Origin of the sequence: Propionivibrio soli (genome assembly GCF_025770765.1) — a bacterium.
Taxonomy (GTDB): Bacteria; Pseudomonadota; Gammaproteobacteria; order Burkholderiales; family Rhodocyclaceae; genus Propionivibrio; species Propionivibrio soli.
This window is the reverse complement of sequence record NZ_JANZKY010000001.1, coordinates 65,164-80,688: the sequence shown is the minus strand read 5'-3', so window position 1 is coordinate 80,688 and position 15,525 is coordinate 65,164. Positions and strand designations below refer to the sequence as shown.

Sequence of the window (15,525 nt, the reverse complement as noted above, 5' to 3'; positions counted from 1 at the left end):
TAATGCGGCCCTGATTCGACGCTTTTGATCCCATGGACGGCTTGCTGGAAGCAATCGATCTCGAATGTGTGCGGGGCGAACGGCGCCTGTTCGCGCACGTCGGTTTTCGCCTCGGTGCGGGTGAGCTTCTGTACCTGCAGGGCGGCAACGGGACTGGCAAGACGACGTTGCTGCGTATGCTTTGCGGGCTATCGACGCCGATGGCGGGCGAAGTCCGCTGGCGCGGCGCGCCGATTCGGGGCCAGGCCGACGACTATCGGCGCGAGCTCTGTTATCTGGGGCATCCGAATGCCATCAAGGAGGACCTCACGCCGCTCGAGAACCTGCTGGCCACCGCCCGGCTCGTCGGCGAAACGCTTGACGAGGATGCGGCCATCGACGCGCTCGAACAGCTCGGCCTCGCTGGACGCGCCGACCTCGCCTGCCGCTACCTCTCGCAAGGGCAGAAGCGACGCGTGGCGCTGGCGCGCCTCGTCGGCGAGCGCCGGCTCCTCTGGCTGCTCGATGAGCCTTTCGTCGCCCTCGACGTGGCGGCCGTCGAGTTTGTCGCCGGATTGATCGGTGCGCACCTGCAGCGCGGCGGTCTCGCCGTTCTGACGACGCATCAGGCGGTACCGATCGCGGCCGGCGCCACGCATGAGTTGGTTCTGGGTGATCTGTCGACTGGCGGGAGCGCGACGACATGATCGCTTTCGTCCGCGCCATCGTCGCCCGCGATTTGCGTCTCGCCATGCGGCGGCGCTCCGACGTCGTTTCGGCCCTGTTCTTCTTTATCATCGTCGTCAGCCTGTTTCCGCTCGGTGTCGGGCCGCAGCCCGAGCTGCTACGCACGCTTGCTCCCGGCGTTCTGTGGGTGGCCGCGTTGTTGGCGACGATGCTCTCGTTGCCGCGGCTATTTGCCGATGATCTGCGCGACGGTACGCTCGAACAATTGCTGCTCGCGCCGCAACCGCTGGGCTTGACGGTGATCGGTAAGGTGGTCGCGCATTGGCTGGTGTGCGGATTGCCGCTCGCCTTGCTTGCTCCGGTGCTCGGGCTTCAGTTCGATCTGCCAGCCGATGGTTTGAAGACGCTCACGCTGTCACTCCTCATCGGCACGCCGGCACTGTCCGGAATCGGCGCCATCGGCGCGGCCTTGACGCTTGGTGTGCGCGGGAGCGGCGTGCTGCTGTCGCTGCTGGTGCTGCCGCTGTATATTCCCGTGCTGATATTTGGCGCCGGCGCCGTGGACGCCGTGGCGACGGGAATGGCTTCGGACGCCCATCTTTCGCTGCTCGGCGCTCTCGCGCTCGGCGGCGTGTTTTTCGCACCGTGGCCGACGGCTGCGGCCTTGCGAATCGCTTTGGAATGAGTGCCGCGACCGACCGCCTGAAAAGGATGCTCCTGCTGCCCCGGGGAGCTAGGGCATGTTTCGACCCCTGCGCGACGGGCGGGCTGCGCACGCGGTCGACCGCGCAGTGACTGGAGAGTAACGACGTGAGCAACCGGCTGATCAACTGGTATCGATTTGCAAGCCCACAGGCGTTCTATCCGCTGGCGGGCCGCATGATTCCTTGGTTCTGGGTACTCGCGGCGGTGTTCGGCGTGATCGGGCTCTACATCGGGTTTCTCGTCGCGCCGACCGACGCGCAACAAGGCGAGGGCTACCGCATCATCTTTCTGCATGTCCCGGCCTCGTGGATGTCGATGTTCATCTATGTTGTGATGGCCTTTTGGGCCGGGCTCGGGCTGGCCTTCAACTTCCGCCTGTCGGGAATGATGGCGCAGGCACTCGCGCCCACGGGGGCGCTGTTCGCCTTCCTCTCGCTATGGACCGGTGCCCTGTGGGGCAAGCCGATGTGGGGCACGTGGTGGGTCTGGGACGCGCGGCTGACCTCAGAACTAATCCTGCTTTTTCTCTACGTCGGTTTCATCGCACTGCGCTCGGCCATCGACGATCCGCGCCGAGCCGACAACGCGAGCGCCGTCCTGGCCTTGGTCGGTGTGGTAAACGTTCCGATCATCTATTTCTCGGTCAAGTGGTGGAACACGTTGCACCAGGGATCGTCGGTGAGCCTGACGAAGTCGCCGTCGATGGCGACGACGATGTTGTGGGGAATGCTGTTCTGTGCTCTCGCGTGCTGGATGTACGCCATTGCCGTGGCGCTGATGCGCGTGCGCACGATCATGCTGGAACGCGAGCGAAACACCGAATGGGTGCGTGCCGAGATCGCGCGCGGCGAAGCGGCGGAGGCGTGAACATGGACTGGATGTACTGGAATAGCTTCGCCGAATTCATCGCCATGGGCACGCACGGCGTGTATGTATGGGGCTCGTTCATCGTCATGGCGGTGGCGATGGTCGCGGAACCTCTTCTAATTGTGAAAGGTCACAGGCAGTTACTGGCTCGCCTGCGGCGGCAGTTCCGCGCCGAAAAATCCGAGCGCGGGCGGGCGACCGTCCGACAAACTCAGAACCGACTCGGCGTTCCAAGCACGCCGGGCACACCAAGCAATTCCGAAAGTAAAGCGTGAAAACACGGCACAAGCGCATGGCGTTGATCCTGGGGGGACTCGCCGTATTGGGCGTTATCGCCGCTCTCGTCCTCAATGCGTTTCAAAGCAATCTTGTCTTCTTCTTCTCGCCGACGCAGGTAGCGGCCGGTGAAGCGCCTAAGGGCAAGCCATTTCGCATCGGCGGCATGGTGAAGGAAGGCTCGCTGCGCCGTGAAGTCGACGGCGTGACGATGCGTTTCGTCGTCACCGATACGGAGAAGGACATGACCGTCGCCTACAAAGGCATCCTCCCCGACCTGTTCAAGGAGGGGAAAGGGGCCGTTGCTCAGGGTCGCCTGGGCGATGACGGCGTTTTCGTCGCCAGCGAGGTGCTGGCCAAGCACGACGAGAATTACATGCCGCCGGAAGCCGCGAAAGCGGTGGGGGACGCGCATGCACGCGCTTTGGCCAACAAGGCGGCCGTCGAAGCCACCGCAAAGACGGTGCGTCAGTGAACGGGCTTGGCATGGCGCAGTCGGCGCGCGACGAAAACTTCAATCGCATGAGGTCTCGCGATGCTTCCTGAACTGGGTCAATTCGCCCTGATCGTCGCCTTCTGTGTTGCCGTCGTGCAAGGCGTGCTGCCACTCGTTGGCGCACATCGACGGCAGTTGCGCTGGATTGCGCTGGCACGCCCGGCGGCCAGCGCATTGACGTTGTTGATTGCCGTGGCTTTCGGATGTTTGACGGCGTCGTTCGTGCAAAACGATTTCTCGGTGCTTTACGTCGCTCAACACTCGAATTCGTTGTTGCCGCTGCCGTATCGCGTGGCGGCCGTCTGGGGCGGCCACGAAGGGTCGTTGCTGCTCTGGGTGATGATGCTCGCGTTGTGGATGCTGGCGGTGGCCGCGTTCTCGCGCCAATTGCCGGACGCGATGGTGGCGCGGGTTCTCGGCGTCCTCGGGCTGGTCACTGCAGGATTTCTGCTCTTCATTCTGGTGACGTCGAATCCGTTCGACCGCTTGCTGCCCGGGGCGGAAGAAGGGCGCGACCTCAATCCGCTGTTGCAGGATCCGGGCCTCGTCATTCATCCGCCGATGCTGTACATGGGCTACGTCGGTTTCTCGGTGGCCTACGCTTTCGCCGTGTCGGCGCTGCTCTCAGGGCAACTCGACGCCGCCTGGGCGCGCTGGTCCCGGCCGTGGACCACGGCCGCGTGGGTCTTCCTGACCTTCGGCATTGCGCTCGGCTCCTGGTGGGCGTACTACGAACTGGGATGGGGCGGCTGGTGGTTCTGGGATCCGGTCGAGAACGCGTCGTTCATGCCCTGGCTGCTAGGCACGGCGCTTGTGCACTCGCTGGCAGTGACCGAAAAGCGCGGCTCGTTCAAGAACTGGACGGTGCTGCTGGCGATCTCTGCGTTCTCGCTGTCGCTGCTCGGTACGTTCCTCGTCCGTTCCGGGGTGTTGACGTCGGTGCATGCGTTTGCGACCGATCCGCGGCGCGGCATCTTCATCCTCGCTTTCCTCGTCGTCGTCATCGGCAGCTCACTTGTGCTGTTCGCCTGGCGGGCGCCCAAGGTCGGCCTGGGAGGGCGCTTCGGACTCGTCTCGCGCGAGTCGTTCCTGCTCACCAATAACGTGTTGCTCGTCGTCGCTTGCGCGTCGGTATTGCTCGGTACGCTCTACCCGCTCGTCATCGATGCGCTTGGTCTCGGCAAACTCTCCGTCGGTCCGCCGTACTTTGATTCGGTGTTTGCGCCGCTGATGATCCCGGTTCTGTTCCTGATCGGTGTCGCTCCATTCGCTCGCTGGAAAAACGCCAGTATTGCCGAGTTGTCGCGGACGCTGCGCTGGGCGTTCGTTTCGGCTGCCATAGTCGGCGGTGCCGCGCCATTGCTGATGGGCGAGTGGAAGCCACTCGTTGCGCTCAGCCTCGTACTCGCCGTATGGATCGTAGCTACCGCCGGTCTCAACTTCGTCGTCCGTGTGCAGTCGACACGGGCGGGCCGCCCGTTCATGGCGGCTTGTCGCCAACAGCCGAGGAGCTTTCTCGGCATGCACCTGGCCCACATCGGCGTCGCGGTTTTCGTTGTCGGCGTGGCCTTGGTCAGCGGTTACCAAGCCGAGAAGGACGTGCGGATGGACATCGGCGATACGGTCGAGGTCGGCGGATACACGTTCCGCTTCGGCGGCGTACGCACCGAGGAGGGGCCGAACTACACGGCCCTGGTCGGGGACGTCGAGTTGCAGCGCTCGGGCCGCGTGCTGCGCGTATTGCATCCGGAGAAACGAAGCTACGTTTCCTCGGCGATGCCGATGACCGAGGCGGCGATCGACACCGGATTCCTGCGCGATGTGTACGTTTCGCTCGGCGAGCCGATCGATCGGGCGCGGCCCGACGGCCCTTGGGCCGTACGCGTTTATCACAAGCCGTTCGTGGACTGGATCTGGGGCGGCTGCGTACTGATGGCCCTTGGCGGCATCCTGGCCCTCTCCGATCGGCGCTACCGTCTGGCAGCCCGCGCGGCGGCACCGGTTGCCGGCGTCGCGGACCAAGCGAAGGCGTAAGACATGAACCGTTTCCTTTGGCCTCTAGTTGGCTTTGTTGCCTTGGTTATCCTGCTTGCGGTTGGGCTGGGGCTCAATCCCCGCGACGTGCCTTCGCCGCTGGTCGGCAAACCGGCCCCCGTGTTCACGCTGGCCCGCGTCGATGCCCCGGAAAAGAGTTTTTCGCCGCAGGAAATGCGCGGCAAAGTGTGGTTGCTCAACGTGTGGGCGAGCTGGTGCGTGTCGTGCCGCCAGGAACACCCGGTTCTCGTCGAGATGGCGAAGAATCCCGCGATTACCTTGATTGGCCTCAACTACAAGGAGGTGAGCGGGGACGGCGCGATCGATGCCGACAAACTGGGCGAGGAGGGCGAGCGACGGCTTGCCTTGCAGCGCGCCAACGCCTGGCTGCGTGAACACGGCAACCCGTATGCGCTTTCCGCGCTTGACCTCAACGGTCGCGTTGGCATCGACTACGGCGTCTATGGCGTACCCGAAACATATGTCATCGACAAGTCCGGCTTGATTCGGATGAAGCACACCGGACCGATCACACCGGACGTTTTCTCGGGCAAGATCCTGCCGCTCATCGCGGAGCTCAACAAATGACCCCATTCGTCTGGTGGTCGTCGCGCGCCGATCGATACTCCTGGTGGTTGGCGCTTTTTGCCGTGATGGCGAGCCTGGCCGTTTTCGCTCCGGCGCGCGCCAAGGAGGCCGCACCGCTCGCTGCCGACGAGGCCGTCGAAAAGCGGTTGGTGGCCATCGCCTCCGAACTGCGTTGCCTGGTCTGCCAGAACGAGTCGCTGGCCGGGTCGCATGCGGAACTTGCTAACGACTTGCGCCGCGAAATCCGGACGATGATCGGGCAGGGACGCAGCGATCGGGAAATTCTCGACTTCATGGTCAGCCGATACGGCGATTTCGTGTTGTATCGGCCGCCGCTCAAGCTGACGACAATTCTTCTCTGGTTTGGGCCGGTAGTGCTGCTGCTCGGCGGATTAGCGGCCCTAGTCGCTTATTTGCGGCGCCGGAACAGGCAGGTGGTGGCTGCTCCATTGTCCCTCGAGGAACAGGGTGAAGCCGAGCGGTTGCTGAATATGGAGGGCGAACAGCAATGAGTACGGCCGCCGGTTTTCTGCTCGGCGCGGGGCTGCTCCTGGCCGTCGTATTGTTCATCCTTTTGCGCCCGCTCTTGCGCGCGCCGGCCCAAACGGCGGGAGTTGGGGCGCAGCAACTGAACGTTGGCATTTTTCGCGATCAGTTACGGGAACTCGAACGCGAACGCGCGGCAGGCGCGCTGGCTGACGCCGACTTCCGCGAAGCGCGGGACGAATTGCAGCGTCGATTGCTGGAGGAAAACCGAGCGACAGGCGATGTCGTCGAGAAGAGCGGGGGGCGGCGCACGGCGTTCGTGCTCCTCTTCGCCATCCCCTTGGCCGCGCTCGCCGGTTATGCATTGCTCGGCACGCCGCAGGCTTTCGATCCCGACGCATCAAGGCCCCATGTCGCCGCCGAGCAGATTGCGCAGATGGTCGACGGGCTCGCGGCGCGCCTGAAAGCCAATCCTGACGACAGTAAGGGGTGGATCATGCTCGCCCGTTCGTATAAGGCGCTCGGCCGGTATGCAGAGGCGGCTGACGCCTACACACACGCCAGCGCCGTGGTCGAGAACGAGCCGGCGCTGCTTGCCGATTACGCCGAGATGCTCGCACGGGCTAACGGTGGCGCCATGGCGGGCAAGCCCGAAGAACTGGTAATCCGCGCACTCAAACTCGACCCGGGCGAGCCTCAGGCGCTCTTCCTCGCCGGTGCCGCGGCGACCGAACGCAACGATTTCAAAGCCGTCATCGACTATTGGGGCCGCTTGCTGCCACAGCTCGAGCCGGGATCGGACGAGGCGCGTTCGCTGCAGGCGGCGGTGGATAAGGCGCGCGACTTGGCGGCACGGGGAGATGCGCCGGGAGCCATGTCGGCAACGCCGGAAGTGCAGAAGGCGGTGCGTCCGGAAGCGATCAGCGGAGAAGTCATGCTCGCCGGCGCCATCGCTGCCAAAGCTCAGCCCGACGATGTGCTTTTCGTGTTCGCGCGGCCCGACGACGGTTCGCGGATGCCGCTTGCCGTAATGCGCGGACGGGTGGCCGACCTGCCGTTGAAATTCACCTTGGACGATACGCAAGCCCTGCCCGGCGGCGGAAAAATCTCCGGCTTCAAGTCGGTGACCATCGAGGCACGGGTGGCCAAATCCGGACAAGCACAAAGCGCGAGCGGGGATCTCTTTGGTGTCGTGAAAGGCGTAGGAATCGGTACCGGCGGCGTGCGGGTGACGATCGACCAGGTTCGTCCCTGACGCGGCGTTTTTGTCGACTGAGTTTTTCGGCTCTGAAACGCCAATCTCGCGCAGCGCGGAGAGCGAGGCGATCGGTTGATCGCTTTGTGTCTTCTCGCTGCCCATCGTTTCGGGGCGCCTGGGAAGCAGCGAGCGTCTTCAGCGCTCTTTCCGGAAATGCTGCCGGACCATCCTTACCACACGTTCGTAACGGAACGTGCCGTTTTCGCTTGACAAGAAAAAACCGCCATAATAGTGTCGCTTCAAGGGTCATGTTTGCATACGAAAACATCTCCGGTCGAATACGAAACAAATAAAGATCGGTTCGTAGGCAAGGAAACATCGTCATTGCAGTCTCTGCCAGCGGGCGAAGAGGCGGTCTGAACTGTAACGGTCCGGTAATACGGGCTGCGTAGAGTCCGCCGCGTTCCTGCTTGCCGCCTTCGACGATGTTCCGTGTGCCCCTGTTGGTTACTACGCGTGTCCGGACCGGCGCCCTGTGGCTGCCCTGGTCGCTTGACAGCCTGTCTGGCTAACGGCCACCATCCGGACACCAATGTTACAGAACAAGGAAACATAACAAGGGATCAGTACCAGGGAACAGTATCAGGCACCGGAATTACCTTCACGTCTTCGTTCATCCAACAGCGGCCATAGGCGTTTGCGCGCGAGTAACCGCATCGATAAAGGAGTTCACATGAGACTGAAATTTTCTGCCGTATTGTTTGCATCACTCGCTTCCCTCTCCGCGCACGCCCAGACCGAAATCCACTTCTGGCACTCGATGACCGCCGTCAATGGCGAGTGGGTCAACGACCTGGCCAAGGGCTTCAACGCCAGCCAGACGAAGTACAAGGTCATTCCGACCTTCAAGGGTGTGTATGACGAGTCCCTGACGGCGGCAATGGCCGCGTTCCGCTCCGGCAACGCGCCGCACATCCTGCAAGTGTTCGAGGTCGGTACGGCGACCATGATGGCTAGCCGCAAAGCGATCGTTCCGGTCGGTGAAGTGATGAAGAACGCCGGCGTAAAGTTCGATCCGAACGCCTATATTCCGGCCGTCGCCGGCTACTACACCGGCGCCAACGGGCAGATGCTGAGCTTCCCGTTCAACAGTTCGACGACCGTTTTCTACTACAACAAGGACGCCTTCAAGGCGGCGGGCCTCGATCCCAACGCGCCACCCAAGACATGGATCGAAGTAGCACAGGCGGCGGCCAAGCTGAAGGCCAGCGGCCACCAATGCCCGCTCACCATTGCCTGGCAGAGCTGGACGCAACTGGAAAGCTTCTCCGCGTGGCATAACGTCGAGTTCGCGTCGAAGAACAACGGCTTCGGCGGTCTCGACGCGCGGATGAAGGTGAACTCGCCGTTGCATGTTCGTCACATCGAAAATCTGGCGAACATGGCCAAGCAAGGTTTGTTCGTCTACAAGGGCCGCACGAGCGTGCCGGAACCGACGTTCATCTCCGGTGAATGCGCGATGATCACCACCTCGTCCGGCTTCTACGGCAACGCGAAGAAGAACGCCAAGTTCGACTTTGGGCTCTCCACGCTCCCTTACTATCCGGACGTCCCCGGTGCCCCACAGAATACCGTGATCGGCGGTGCGAGCTTGTGGGTCATGGCAGGCAAGAAGCCTGAAGAGTACAAGGGCGTCGCCGAGTTCTTCAACTACGTGTCCAGCCCCGAAGTGCAATCCGAAAGCCACAAGCGGACCGGTTACCTGCCGATCACGATGGCGGCGTTTGAACTGACCGAGAAATCCGGGTACTACAAGGAGAATCCGGGTACGGACGTCGCGCCGACGCAAATGATCCGCAAGACGACCGACAAGTCGCGCGGTATTCGCCTCGGCAACTACGTGCAGATCCGCACCATTGAGGATGAAGAACTCGAGCAGGTCTGGGCCGGCAAGAAGACCGCGAAGGAGGCCCTCGACGCCATCGTCAGCCGCGGCAATGAGCTGATCGAGCGCTTCGAGAAAGCAAATAGCAAGAACTAAGCGGGAGCCCGGCCAGTGGAAAAACGCGTCGTCTTCCGATCGAGTTGGCTACCTTGGGCACTGATCGCGCCCCAGGTGGTGGTCATTACGCTGTTTTTCTTCTGGCCCGCCGCGCAGGCGCTCGTACAGTCGCTGCAACAGTCGGATGCATTCGGTACGTCGGTCGAGTGGGTGGGGTTCGAGAATTTCGTCAATCTATGGAACGACGCCACCTACCTAGCGTCGTTCTACACGACGGCGGTGTTCTCGGTGTCGGTGGCCGTCGTTGGTCTGACCTTGTCTCTCCTCCTTGCCGTATTTGCCGATCGCGTCGTCAAGGGCGCGCTCGCGTACCGCACGCTTCTCATCTGGCCGTACGCCGTCGCGCCGGCCGTTGCCGGCGTGCTTTGGCTGTTCATGTTCGCACCGAGCGTGGGCGTCGTCTCGTACACTCTGCGCAAGTTGGGATTCGAATGGAATCACCTGCTCAATGGCAACCACGCGATGACGCTCGTCGTCATGGCCGCCGTTTGGAAGCAGATTTCGTACAACTTTCTGTTTTTCCTCGCCGGCTTGCAGAGTATTCCGAAATCGCTGATCGAGGCCGCGGCGATCGATGGCGCGCGCCCTTGGCGCCGCTTCTGGACCATCGTCTTTCCGATGCTTTCGCCGACGACCTTTTTCCTGTTGGTCATCAACATCGTCTACGCCTTCTTCGACACCTTCGCGATCATCGACTCCGCGACGCAGGGTGGCCCTGGGAAGGACACGGTCATCCTCGTGTACAAGGTGTACTACGACGGCTTCAAGGCGATGGACCTCGGCGGATCGGCGGCGCAGTCGGTCATCCTCATGGTGATCGTCGTCGCGCTCACCGTCATCCAGTTCCGCTTCGTCGAAAAGAAAGTGAATTACTGATATGGCGCCATCGTTAGCGGAGTACGAGCATGGTTGAACGGCGTCCCTTGCTCACCGCGTTCACGCATCTCGTCTTGATTCTCGGCGTCATTGTCGTCGCCTTTCCGCTCTACCTCACGTTCGTTGCGTCGACGCAGACTTCGCAGGCCATCGTGCAAACGCCGATGCCGCTCCTTCCCGGCGATCAACTCGTCGAAAATTACACGGCGGCCCTGACCGGTACGGGGGGTGGGGCTGGAGCGAAGACACCGGTCGGACGCATGATGGTGGTGAGCCTGATTTCGGCGCTCATCATTTCGCTCGGAAAGATCGCGATTTCGCTGCTATCGGCGTTCGCCATCGTGTATTTCCGCTTCCCGTATCGAATGTTCTTCTTCTGGATGATCTTCATCACCCTGATGTTGCCGGTGGAGGTCCGGATCGGTCCGACCTACAAAGTCGTTGCCGACCTCGGCATGCTCGACACCTACGCCGGCCTGACGATTCCGCTGATCGCCTCGGCCACTGCAACTTTCCTGTTCCGGCAGTTTTTCCTCACCGTTCCCGAGGAGCTGTTGGAAGCCGCCCGTATGGACGGCGCCGGGCCGATCCGCTTTTTCAAGGACGTCCTGTTGCCGCTTTCGGCGACGTCGATCGCCGCGCTGTTCGTGATCCAGTTCATTTACGGCTGGAATCAGTATCTGTGGCCGCTGCTGGTGACGACCAATGAGAACATGTACCCGGTTGTCATTGGCATCAAGCGCATGATCTCCGGCGGCGATTCCGAGATGCAGTGGAACATCGTCATGGCCACGGCCATGTTGGCGATGGTTCCGCCAGCGCTGGTCGTGATTCTCATGCAGAAGTGGTTCGTCAAAGGTTTGGTGGATACCGAAAAATAATGGCCTCAATATCCCTGAAGAACGTCGTCAAGCGCTACGGCAATGGCAAGTCGGTCAACCAGGTCATCCACGGCTTGAGTGCCGAGATCGGCGATGGTGAATTCGTCGTTGTCGTCGGCCCGTCGGGCTGCGGAAAATCGACTCTGCTGCGCATGGTCGCCGGTCTGGAAGAAATCAGCGAAGGCCAGATCATCATCGGCAACCGCGTGGTCAACGACCTGGAACCCTCCGAGCGCGACATCGCCATGGTATTTCAGAACTACGCGCTCTACCCGCACATGAGCGTGTTCGACAACATGGCGTACGGTCTCAAGATCGCCAAGGTGCCGGCGGCCGAGATCCGCGCGCGTGTGGACAAGGCGGCAGCGATTCTCCAACTGGGTCAGTTTCTTGAACGCAAGCCGCGCCAGCTCTCCGGCGGCCAGCGCCAACGCGTCGCCATGGGCCGCGCGATCGTTCGCCAGCCGCAAGTGTTCCTGTTCGACGAGCCGCTCTCGAACCTCGACGCCAAGCTGCGTGCGCATACGCGGCTGGAAATCCAGAAGCTGCACCGCGAACTCGGTATTACCTCGCTTTTCGTGACGCACGATCAAGTCGAGGCGATGACGCTTGCTCAACGCATGATCGTTATGAACGACGGCGTCATGGAGCAGTTCGGGACTCCGGAAGAAGTCTATGCCCGTCCGGCGACGACCTTCGTTGCCACTTTCATCGGTTCCCCACCGATGAACCTCCTGAAGAATGCGCCGGGGGCTGACGCGGGAACCATCGTCGGCATTCGGCCGGAACATCTCGACATTACGGCTGACGGTTGGGCGCTCGTGGTCGACGCAATCGAGACACTAGGCGCTGAACGGCTTGTTTACGGGCGTTGGGCACACGGCAGCGGCGACGAGTTGATGACGATCCGTTGCGAGGAGAACGTCCCGGTTCCAACGTTGGGCAGCACGATCCACGTCACGCCGCGGGCCGACCGGCTGCACTACTTCGACGCCGCGACGGGCAAGCGCAAGTAGAGCGGATGCACAGAAGGAAGCAGCGTAGCGTTCGCTGAGCCGAAGGTCAGCGGACGCGTAGGTGCAGGGTGCCGTCTGCCTGTACGTCTTCGAGTGTGATGTACGAGAGATCCGGGAGCCACTCCTGCTCGGGCAAGTGGTCCCACGAAGCATTCGTCGCCAGCGCGATCGTCCGGCAACCTGCGGCGCTTGCCGAAGCCACGCCGGCGGAGGCGTCTTCAAAGGCAATTGCCTGCCCCGCCGAGAGGCCCATCTTGTCCAGCGCGCACGCATAACACTCGGGATGTGGTTTGCCCTGCGTGATGTCCGTAGATGCGACGACGATATCCGGCATCGGCAGCCCGGCAGCCGTCATGCGGGCGCGGGCTAATGCCGGCCGGGCCGAGGTTACGAGCGCCCAACTGTCCTTCGGCAGCGCGGCGATCAGTTCGGTTGCTCCGGGAATGGCCACGATGCCGTCTGTCTCCACGAGTTCCTCTTCGTCAATCTGTTGCACGGCAAGTTCGGGATCGACTCCCGGCGGAGCGACCTCGCGCATGGTGTCGATCGCCCGTCGTCCGTGCATGCGATGCACGAATGACTCGAACGGAACGCCGTTGTTGCGCGCCCAGCGGCCCCATATGCGCTCGACGGCCGTGGTTGAATCGACGAGCGTGCCGTCCATGTCGAACAAGATGGCTCGGGTGGTGATTAGGGTTCCGGGTGTCAGGCGCATGAGATTCGGTGCCGCAGGTGGGCAGTATGAGGAGAGAACAGAGACGGAAATTGAAGCGGGAGTTGAGACGGAAACGGCAAGCTAGAAAACGACTGTTGGAAAAAGCAGCCGATCAGGAGAAGAGGCTGATTCATCGATTCAACCGAGCGTCGTATCGAGCAGCATCATGAGAGCGAATCCCGCCATCAGGCCGAGCGTCGCCGGCGTCTGGTGGCCGTTGCGGTGCGTCTCCGGGATCACCTCGTGCGACACTACGAAGATCATTGCGCCGGCGGCGAGTCCCAGGCCGGTCGGATAAGCGAGCGCTAGCCCGCTGGAGAGACCGACGCCGAGCAGGGCACCGAAGGGTTCCAGCAAACCACTTGCCGCGCCGGCGAGGACGGCCTTGAATGAACTGAACCCCGCCGTGCGCAACGCCAAGGCCACCGCCAGCCCTTCGGGCATGTCCTGTAGCGCAATGGCGGTTGTCAGGGGAATGCCGACCGAAAGATCGTTTTCGGCGAAGCCAACGCCGATAGCCATGCCTTCCGGCAAGTTGTGCAGTGCGACCGCGAAGACGAAGAGCCACACGCGGCTGTAGCGTTCTGTGCCCGGTCCGATCGGACCCGTGCCTTCATGCACGTGGGGAGTGAAGCCTTCGAGGCCGAGCATCAACAAAACGCCGATGCCCATGCCGACCGCGACAACGACAGCCCCCAGCGTCTTGCTGCCCGTAATTCCTGTACCGGCCTCAATGCCCGGCAGGATCAGGGAGAAGGCGCTGGCGGCGAGCATCATGCCGGCCGCCATGCCGAGCAGGCTGTCTTCGAGTTTCTGCGGAATCCCGCGCAAGGCCAACGCGGGAACGGCGCCGAGGGCGGTGGCGGCAAAACCCGCCGTTCCGCCGATGAGCGCGTTGCGTACGCCGAGCGGAGCTTCGCCAACCACAATCTGGAGCAGGCTTTGGCCTAAAAGAATAATGACGCCGAGCAAGCCGATGCCAAACCCGAGGGTGGTCGCCGGGTGCGTGGTTGCGTAATCCCGGAGAATGACGGGCCAGCGTTTCCACGATGTCACTGGGTAGGCTTCCATGGCGGGTCTCCAGTGTTGCTGGCGCTAGCCGATGCGCCGTAAGTGAATGCTGACCGAGAGTTGCGCTCCCACCCAGCCGAGTGCGGCTCCCGCGGCGGCGAGCACGCCAACGCCGGTAGTCGACAGGCCGCGCACGGCATAGGAGCCGCCATACAAGGTGATCAGTTCGCCGACCGGTTCGGCCAGCAACCAGCCGCTGCCGACGACAAGCAGCGCGGCGAAGAGGCCGCCCAGAGCGCCCTGCAGCGCGCCGTAATACTGGAAGGGGCGCCGGATGAAGGCGTTGGTGGCGCCGATCAGCTTAGAGACTTCGATCTCCGCGGCGTGCGCGAGGATCTGTAGGCGGATCGTGTTGAACGTAACTGAGACGAGTGCCGTAGCGAACAGCGCGGCGAGCATGACGACCGCCAGCTTGCCGATGCGCAGAAAGGCATCGAAGCGTTTGACCCAGGCAGAGTCGAGCTGCACATGCGCCACCTTCGGCCATTCGGCGAACGTTTTGGCCAGCCGCTCCAGTGCCTTGGGATGCGTGTCGTCGGGCTCGACGACGAAGGCATCGGGCAACGGATTCCTCGGCAGACTGGCGACGATCTCGCTCATGCCCTCCGACGACTGCAGCCGCTTGAGCGCCTCGTCGCGCGAAACGAAACGCCACTCCCCGGCGCTGGCTTGACGCAGACGCGATTCGATCTCGGAGACGTCCTTTCGGCCGGCGTCCAAGGTCATGAACACGCTGATTTGCTGGATGCCCGACGTGCTGCCGGCAATGGCGCTCATGTTGTCGAGCACGACCCAGCCAGCGCAGGGAAGCGCCAGGGCAATGCCGATCACCATCAATGAAAGCAGCGTGCCGAGCGGCGAAGCGACCAAGCGACGCGTGGCACCTCGGATAGCGGCGAAATGCTGTGCGAGCCAAGTTCTCATGCCGCGCCTCCGACGAGTCGGCCGTGTTCAAGTTCGAGCATCCGCGGCGAACTGCGCGCCATCCATAAGGGGTCGTGTGTCGCGATGACCAGCGTTACGCCGACCTGATGGAAAGCGAGGAAGATGTCGAGGATCGCCGCCGCCGATTCCGCATCGAGATTGGCTGTTGGCTCGTCGGCGAGCAGGATGGTCGGGCGGTTGACCACGGCGCGTGCGATGGCCAGCCGCTGCTGTTCGCCACCCGATAGCGCCACGGGATGTGCCTTCTCGCGGTCGAGCAGACCCACTTTGTCGAGCGCCGCGCGGGCGCGCCGACGCGCTTCCTTGGCTGGCAGGCCGACGATCGCGAGGGGCAGCATGACGTTTTCGAGTACGTTGCGATCGAACAGGAGTTTCTGATCCTGGAAGACGAGGCCAAAATTGCGTCGGAGGTACGGGATGGCGCTGCGCCGTAGGGCGGCAATGTTCTGTCCGTTAACCGTGATGGTGCCCGACGTGGGACGTTCAATGGCGGCAAGGAGGCGGAACAACGTCGACTTTCCGGCGCCCGAATGCCCCGTGACAAAAACCATCTCGCCGGCGGAAATCTCGAAGCTCACCCCTTTGAGCGCCTCGCGCCCTTCGGGGTAGCGTTTGGTTACGGCACTAGCGGAAATCATCGGCA

At 62.5% G+C, this 15,525-nt stretch carries 17 protein-coding genes; 13 read left to right on the top strand and 4 right to left on the bottom strand.

Annotated elements, in window-relative coordinates; all coding sequences use genetic code 11:
- The first annotated feature begins 41 nt into the window (after positions 1 to 41).
- From ccmA to ugpC, 13 genes are all read left to right on the top strand, one after another.
- Positions 42 to 686 carry a cytochrome c biogenesis heme-transporting ATPase CcmA gene (gene ccmA, locus NZ453_RS00405; RefSeq protein ID WP_476746429.1) on the top strand — a complete coding sequence of 215 codons (645 nt, stop codon included), beginning with the start codon at positions 42 to 44 and terminating at the stop codon, positions 684 to 686.
- Positions 683 to 1,351, top strand: a complete 669-nt coding sequence (ccmB, locus tag NZ453_RS00400; RefSeq protein ID WP_263768272.1) for a heme exporter protein CcmB — start codon at positions 683 to 685, stop codon at positions 1,349 to 1,351. Before ccmA ends, ccmB begins: the two co-directional genes overlap by 4 nt.
- 194 nt (positions 1,352 to 1,545) lie before the next feature.
- On the top strand, positions 1,546 to 2,238 hold the full coding sequence (gene ccmC, locus NZ453_RS00395) for a heme ABC transporter permease CcmC (RefSeq protein ID WP_263768628.1): 693 nt from the start codon (positions 1,546 to 1,548) through the stop codon (positions 2,236 to 2,238).
- 2 nt (positions 2,239 to 2,240) lie between these two features.
- Positions 2,241 to 2,513 (top strand): heme exporter protein CcmD, encoded by a 273-nt coding sequence (ccmD, locus tag NZ453_RS00390; RefSeq protein ID WP_263768270.1) that lies wholly within the window; start codon positions 2,241 to 2,243, stop codon positions 2,511 to 2,513.
- Positions 2,510 to 2,989: a cytochrome c maturation protein CcmE gene (gene ccmE, locus NZ453_RS00385; protein WP_263768268.1), complete on the top strand. Its 480-nt coding sequence runs from the start codon at positions 2,510 to 2,512 to the stop codon at positions 2,987 to 2,989. Before ccmD ends, ccmE begins: the two co-directional genes overlap by 4 nt.
- Positions 2,990 to 3,049: 60 nt before the next feature.
- Positions 3,050 to 5,044, top strand: a complete 1,995-nt coding sequence (locus NZ453_RS00380; protein ID WP_263768267.1) for a heme lyase CcmF/NrfE family subunit — start codon at positions 3,050 to 3,052, stop codon at positions 5,042 to 5,044.
- A 3-nt stretch (positions 5,045 to 5,047) separates the two neighbouring features.
- Complete coding sequence (locus NZ453_RS00375; protein WP_263768266.1) at positions 5,048 to 5,632, top strand: DsbE family thiol:disulfide interchange protein; 585 nt, start codon at positions 5,048 to 5,050, stop codon at positions 5,630 to 5,632.
- Positions 5,629 to 6,144 carry a cytochrome c-type biogenesis protein gene (locus NZ453_RS00370; RefSeq protein ID WP_263768265.1) on the top strand — a complete coding sequence of 172 codons (516 nt, stop codon included), beginning with the start codon at positions 5,629 to 5,631 and terminating at the stop codon, positions 6,142 to 6,144. The genes NZ453_RS00375 and NZ453_RS00370 overlap by 4 nt, the downstream gene beginning before the upstream one ends.
- A complete protein-coding gene (gene ccmI, locus NZ453_RS00365) occupies positions 6,141 to 7,373 on the top strand; it encodes a c-type cytochrome biogenesis protein CcmI (RefSeq protein WP_263768264.1) in 1,233 nt (410 codons plus the stop codon). The genes NZ453_RS00370 and ccmI overlap by 4 nt, the downstream gene beginning before the upstream one ends.
- Positions 7,374 to 8,049: 676 nt before the next feature.
- Complete coding sequence (gene ugpB / locus NZ453_RS00360) at positions 8,050 to 9,357, top strand: sn-glycerol-3-phosphate ABC transporter substrate-binding protein UgpB (RefSeq protein WP_263768263.1); 1,308 nt, start codon at positions 8,050 to 8,052, stop codon at positions 9,355 to 9,357.
- 15 nt (positions 9,358 to 9,372) lie between these two features.
- Positions 9,373 to 10,254 (top strand): sn-glycerol-3-phosphate ABC transporter permease UgpA, encoded by an 882-nt coding sequence (gene ugpA, locus NZ453_RS00355; protein WP_263768262.1) that lies wholly within the window; start codon positions 9,373 to 9,375, stop codon positions 10,252 to 10,254.
- A 29-nt stretch (positions 10,255 to 10,283) separates the two neighbouring features.
- Complete coding sequence (ugpE, locus tag NZ453_RS00350) at positions 10,284 to 11,135, top strand: sn-glycerol-3-phosphate ABC transporter permease UgpE (protein ID WP_263768261.1); 852 nt, start codon at positions 10,284 to 10,286, stop codon at positions 11,133 to 11,135.
- Complete coding sequence (gene ugpC, locus NZ453_RS00345) at positions 11,135 to 12,151, top strand: sn-glycerol-3-phosphate ABC transporter ATP-binding protein UgpC (protein ID WP_263768260.1); 1,017 nt, start codon at positions 11,135 to 11,137, stop codon at positions 12,149 to 12,151. The genes ugpE and ugpC overlap by 1 nt, the downstream gene beginning before the upstream one ends.
- A 46-nt stretch (positions 12,152 to 12,197) precedes the next feature.
- Here the strand turns inward: ugpC and NZ453_RS00340 are convergent, their stop codons facing one another.
- The 4 genes from NZ453_RS00340 to NZ453_RS00325 all read right to left on the bottom strand — a co-directional run bounded on the left by NZ453_RS00340 (position 12,198) and on the right by NZ453_RS00325 (position 15,520).
- Complete coding sequence (locus tag NZ453_RS00340) at positions 12,198 to 12,866, bottom strand: HAD-IA family hydrolase (protein ID WP_263768259.1); 669 nt, start codon at positions 12,864 to 12,866, stop codon at positions 12,198 to 12,200.
- 138 nt (positions 12,867 to 13,004) lie between these two features.
- Positions 13,005 to 13,937, bottom strand: coding sequence for a ZIP family metal transporter (locus NZ453_RS00335; protein ID WP_263768258.1), 933 nt, complete (start codon positions 13,935 to 13,937; stop codon positions 13,005 to 13,007).
- Positions 13,938 to 13,961: 24 nt separating this feature from the next.
- On the bottom strand, positions 13,962 to 14,861 hold the full coding sequence (gene ftsX / locus NZ453_RS00330) for a permease-like cell division protein FtsX (RefSeq protein ID WP_263768257.1): 900 nt from the start codon (positions 14,859 to 14,861) through the stop codon (positions 13,962 to 13,964).
- The gene (locus NZ453_RS00325) at positions 14,858 to 15,520 is read right to left on the bottom strand and encodes a cell division ATP-binding protein FtsE (protein WP_263768256.1); all 663 of its coding nucleotides are present in this window, start codon (positions 15,518 to 15,520) and stop codon (positions 14,858 to 14,860) included. The genes ftsX and NZ453_RS00325 overlap by 4 nt, the downstream gene beginning before the upstream one ends.
- Between the last annotated feature and the right edge of the window lie 5 nt (positions 15,521 to 15,525).

Excerpts from the sequence above, each read along its gene's own strand:
- ccmB (WP_263768272.1), top strand. The coding sequence starts at position 683 with ATGATCGCTTTCGTCCGCGCCATCGTCGCCCGCGATTTGCGTCTCGCC.
- ccmC (WP_263768628.1), top strand. The coding sequence starts at position 1,546 with ATGATTCCTTGGTTCTGGGTACTCGCGGCGGTGTTCGGCGTGATCGGG.
- ccmD (WP_263768270.1), top strand. The coding sequence starts at position 2,241 with ATGGACTGGATGTACTGGAATAGCTTCGCCGAATTCATCGCCATGGGC.
- NZ453_RS00380 (WP_263768267.1), top strand. The coding sequence starts at position 3,050 with ATGCTTCCTGAACTGGGTCAATTCGCCCTGATCGTCGCCTTCTGTGTT.
- NZ453_RS00375 (WP_263768266.1), top strand. The coding sequence starts at position 5,048 with ATGAACCGTTTCCTTTGGCCTCTAGTTGGCTTTGTTGCCTTGGTTATC.
- NZ453_RS00370 (WP_263768265.1), top strand. The coding sequence starts at position 5,629 with ATGACCCCATTCGTCTGGTGGTCGTCGCGCGCCGATCGATACTCCTGG.
- ccmI (WP_263768264.1), top strand. The coding sequence starts at position 6,141 with ATGAGTACGGCCGCCGGTTTTCTGCTCGGCGCGGGGCTGCTCCTGGCC.
- ugpB (WP_263768263.1), top strand. The coding sequence starts at position 8,050 with ATGAGACTGAAATTTTCTGCCGTATTGTTTGCATCACTCGCTTCCCTC.
- ugpE (WP_263768261.1), top strand. The coding sequence starts at position 10,284 with ATGGTTGAACGGCGTCCCTTGCTCACCGCGTTCACGCATCTCGTCTTG.
- ugpC (WP_263768260.1), top strand. The coding sequence starts at position 11,135 with ATGGCCTCAATATCCCTGAAGAACGTCGTCAAGCGCTACGGCAATGGC.
- NZ453_RS00340 (WP_263768259.1), bottom strand. The coding sequence starts at position 12,866 with ATGCGCCTGACACCCGGAACCCTAATCACCACCCGAGCCATCTTGTTC.
- NZ453_RS00335 (WP_263768258.1), bottom strand. The coding sequence starts at position 13,937 with ATGGAAGCCTACCCAGTGACATCGTGGAAACGCTGGCCCGTCATTCTC.
- ftsX (WP_263768257.1), bottom strand. The coding sequence starts at position 14,861 with ATGAGAACTTGGCTCGCACAGCATTTCGCCGCTATCCGAGGTGCCACG.
- NZ453_RS00325 (WP_263768256.1), bottom strand. The coding sequence starts at position 15,520 with ATGATTTCCGCTAGTGCCGTAACCAAACGCTACCCCGAAGGGCGCGAG.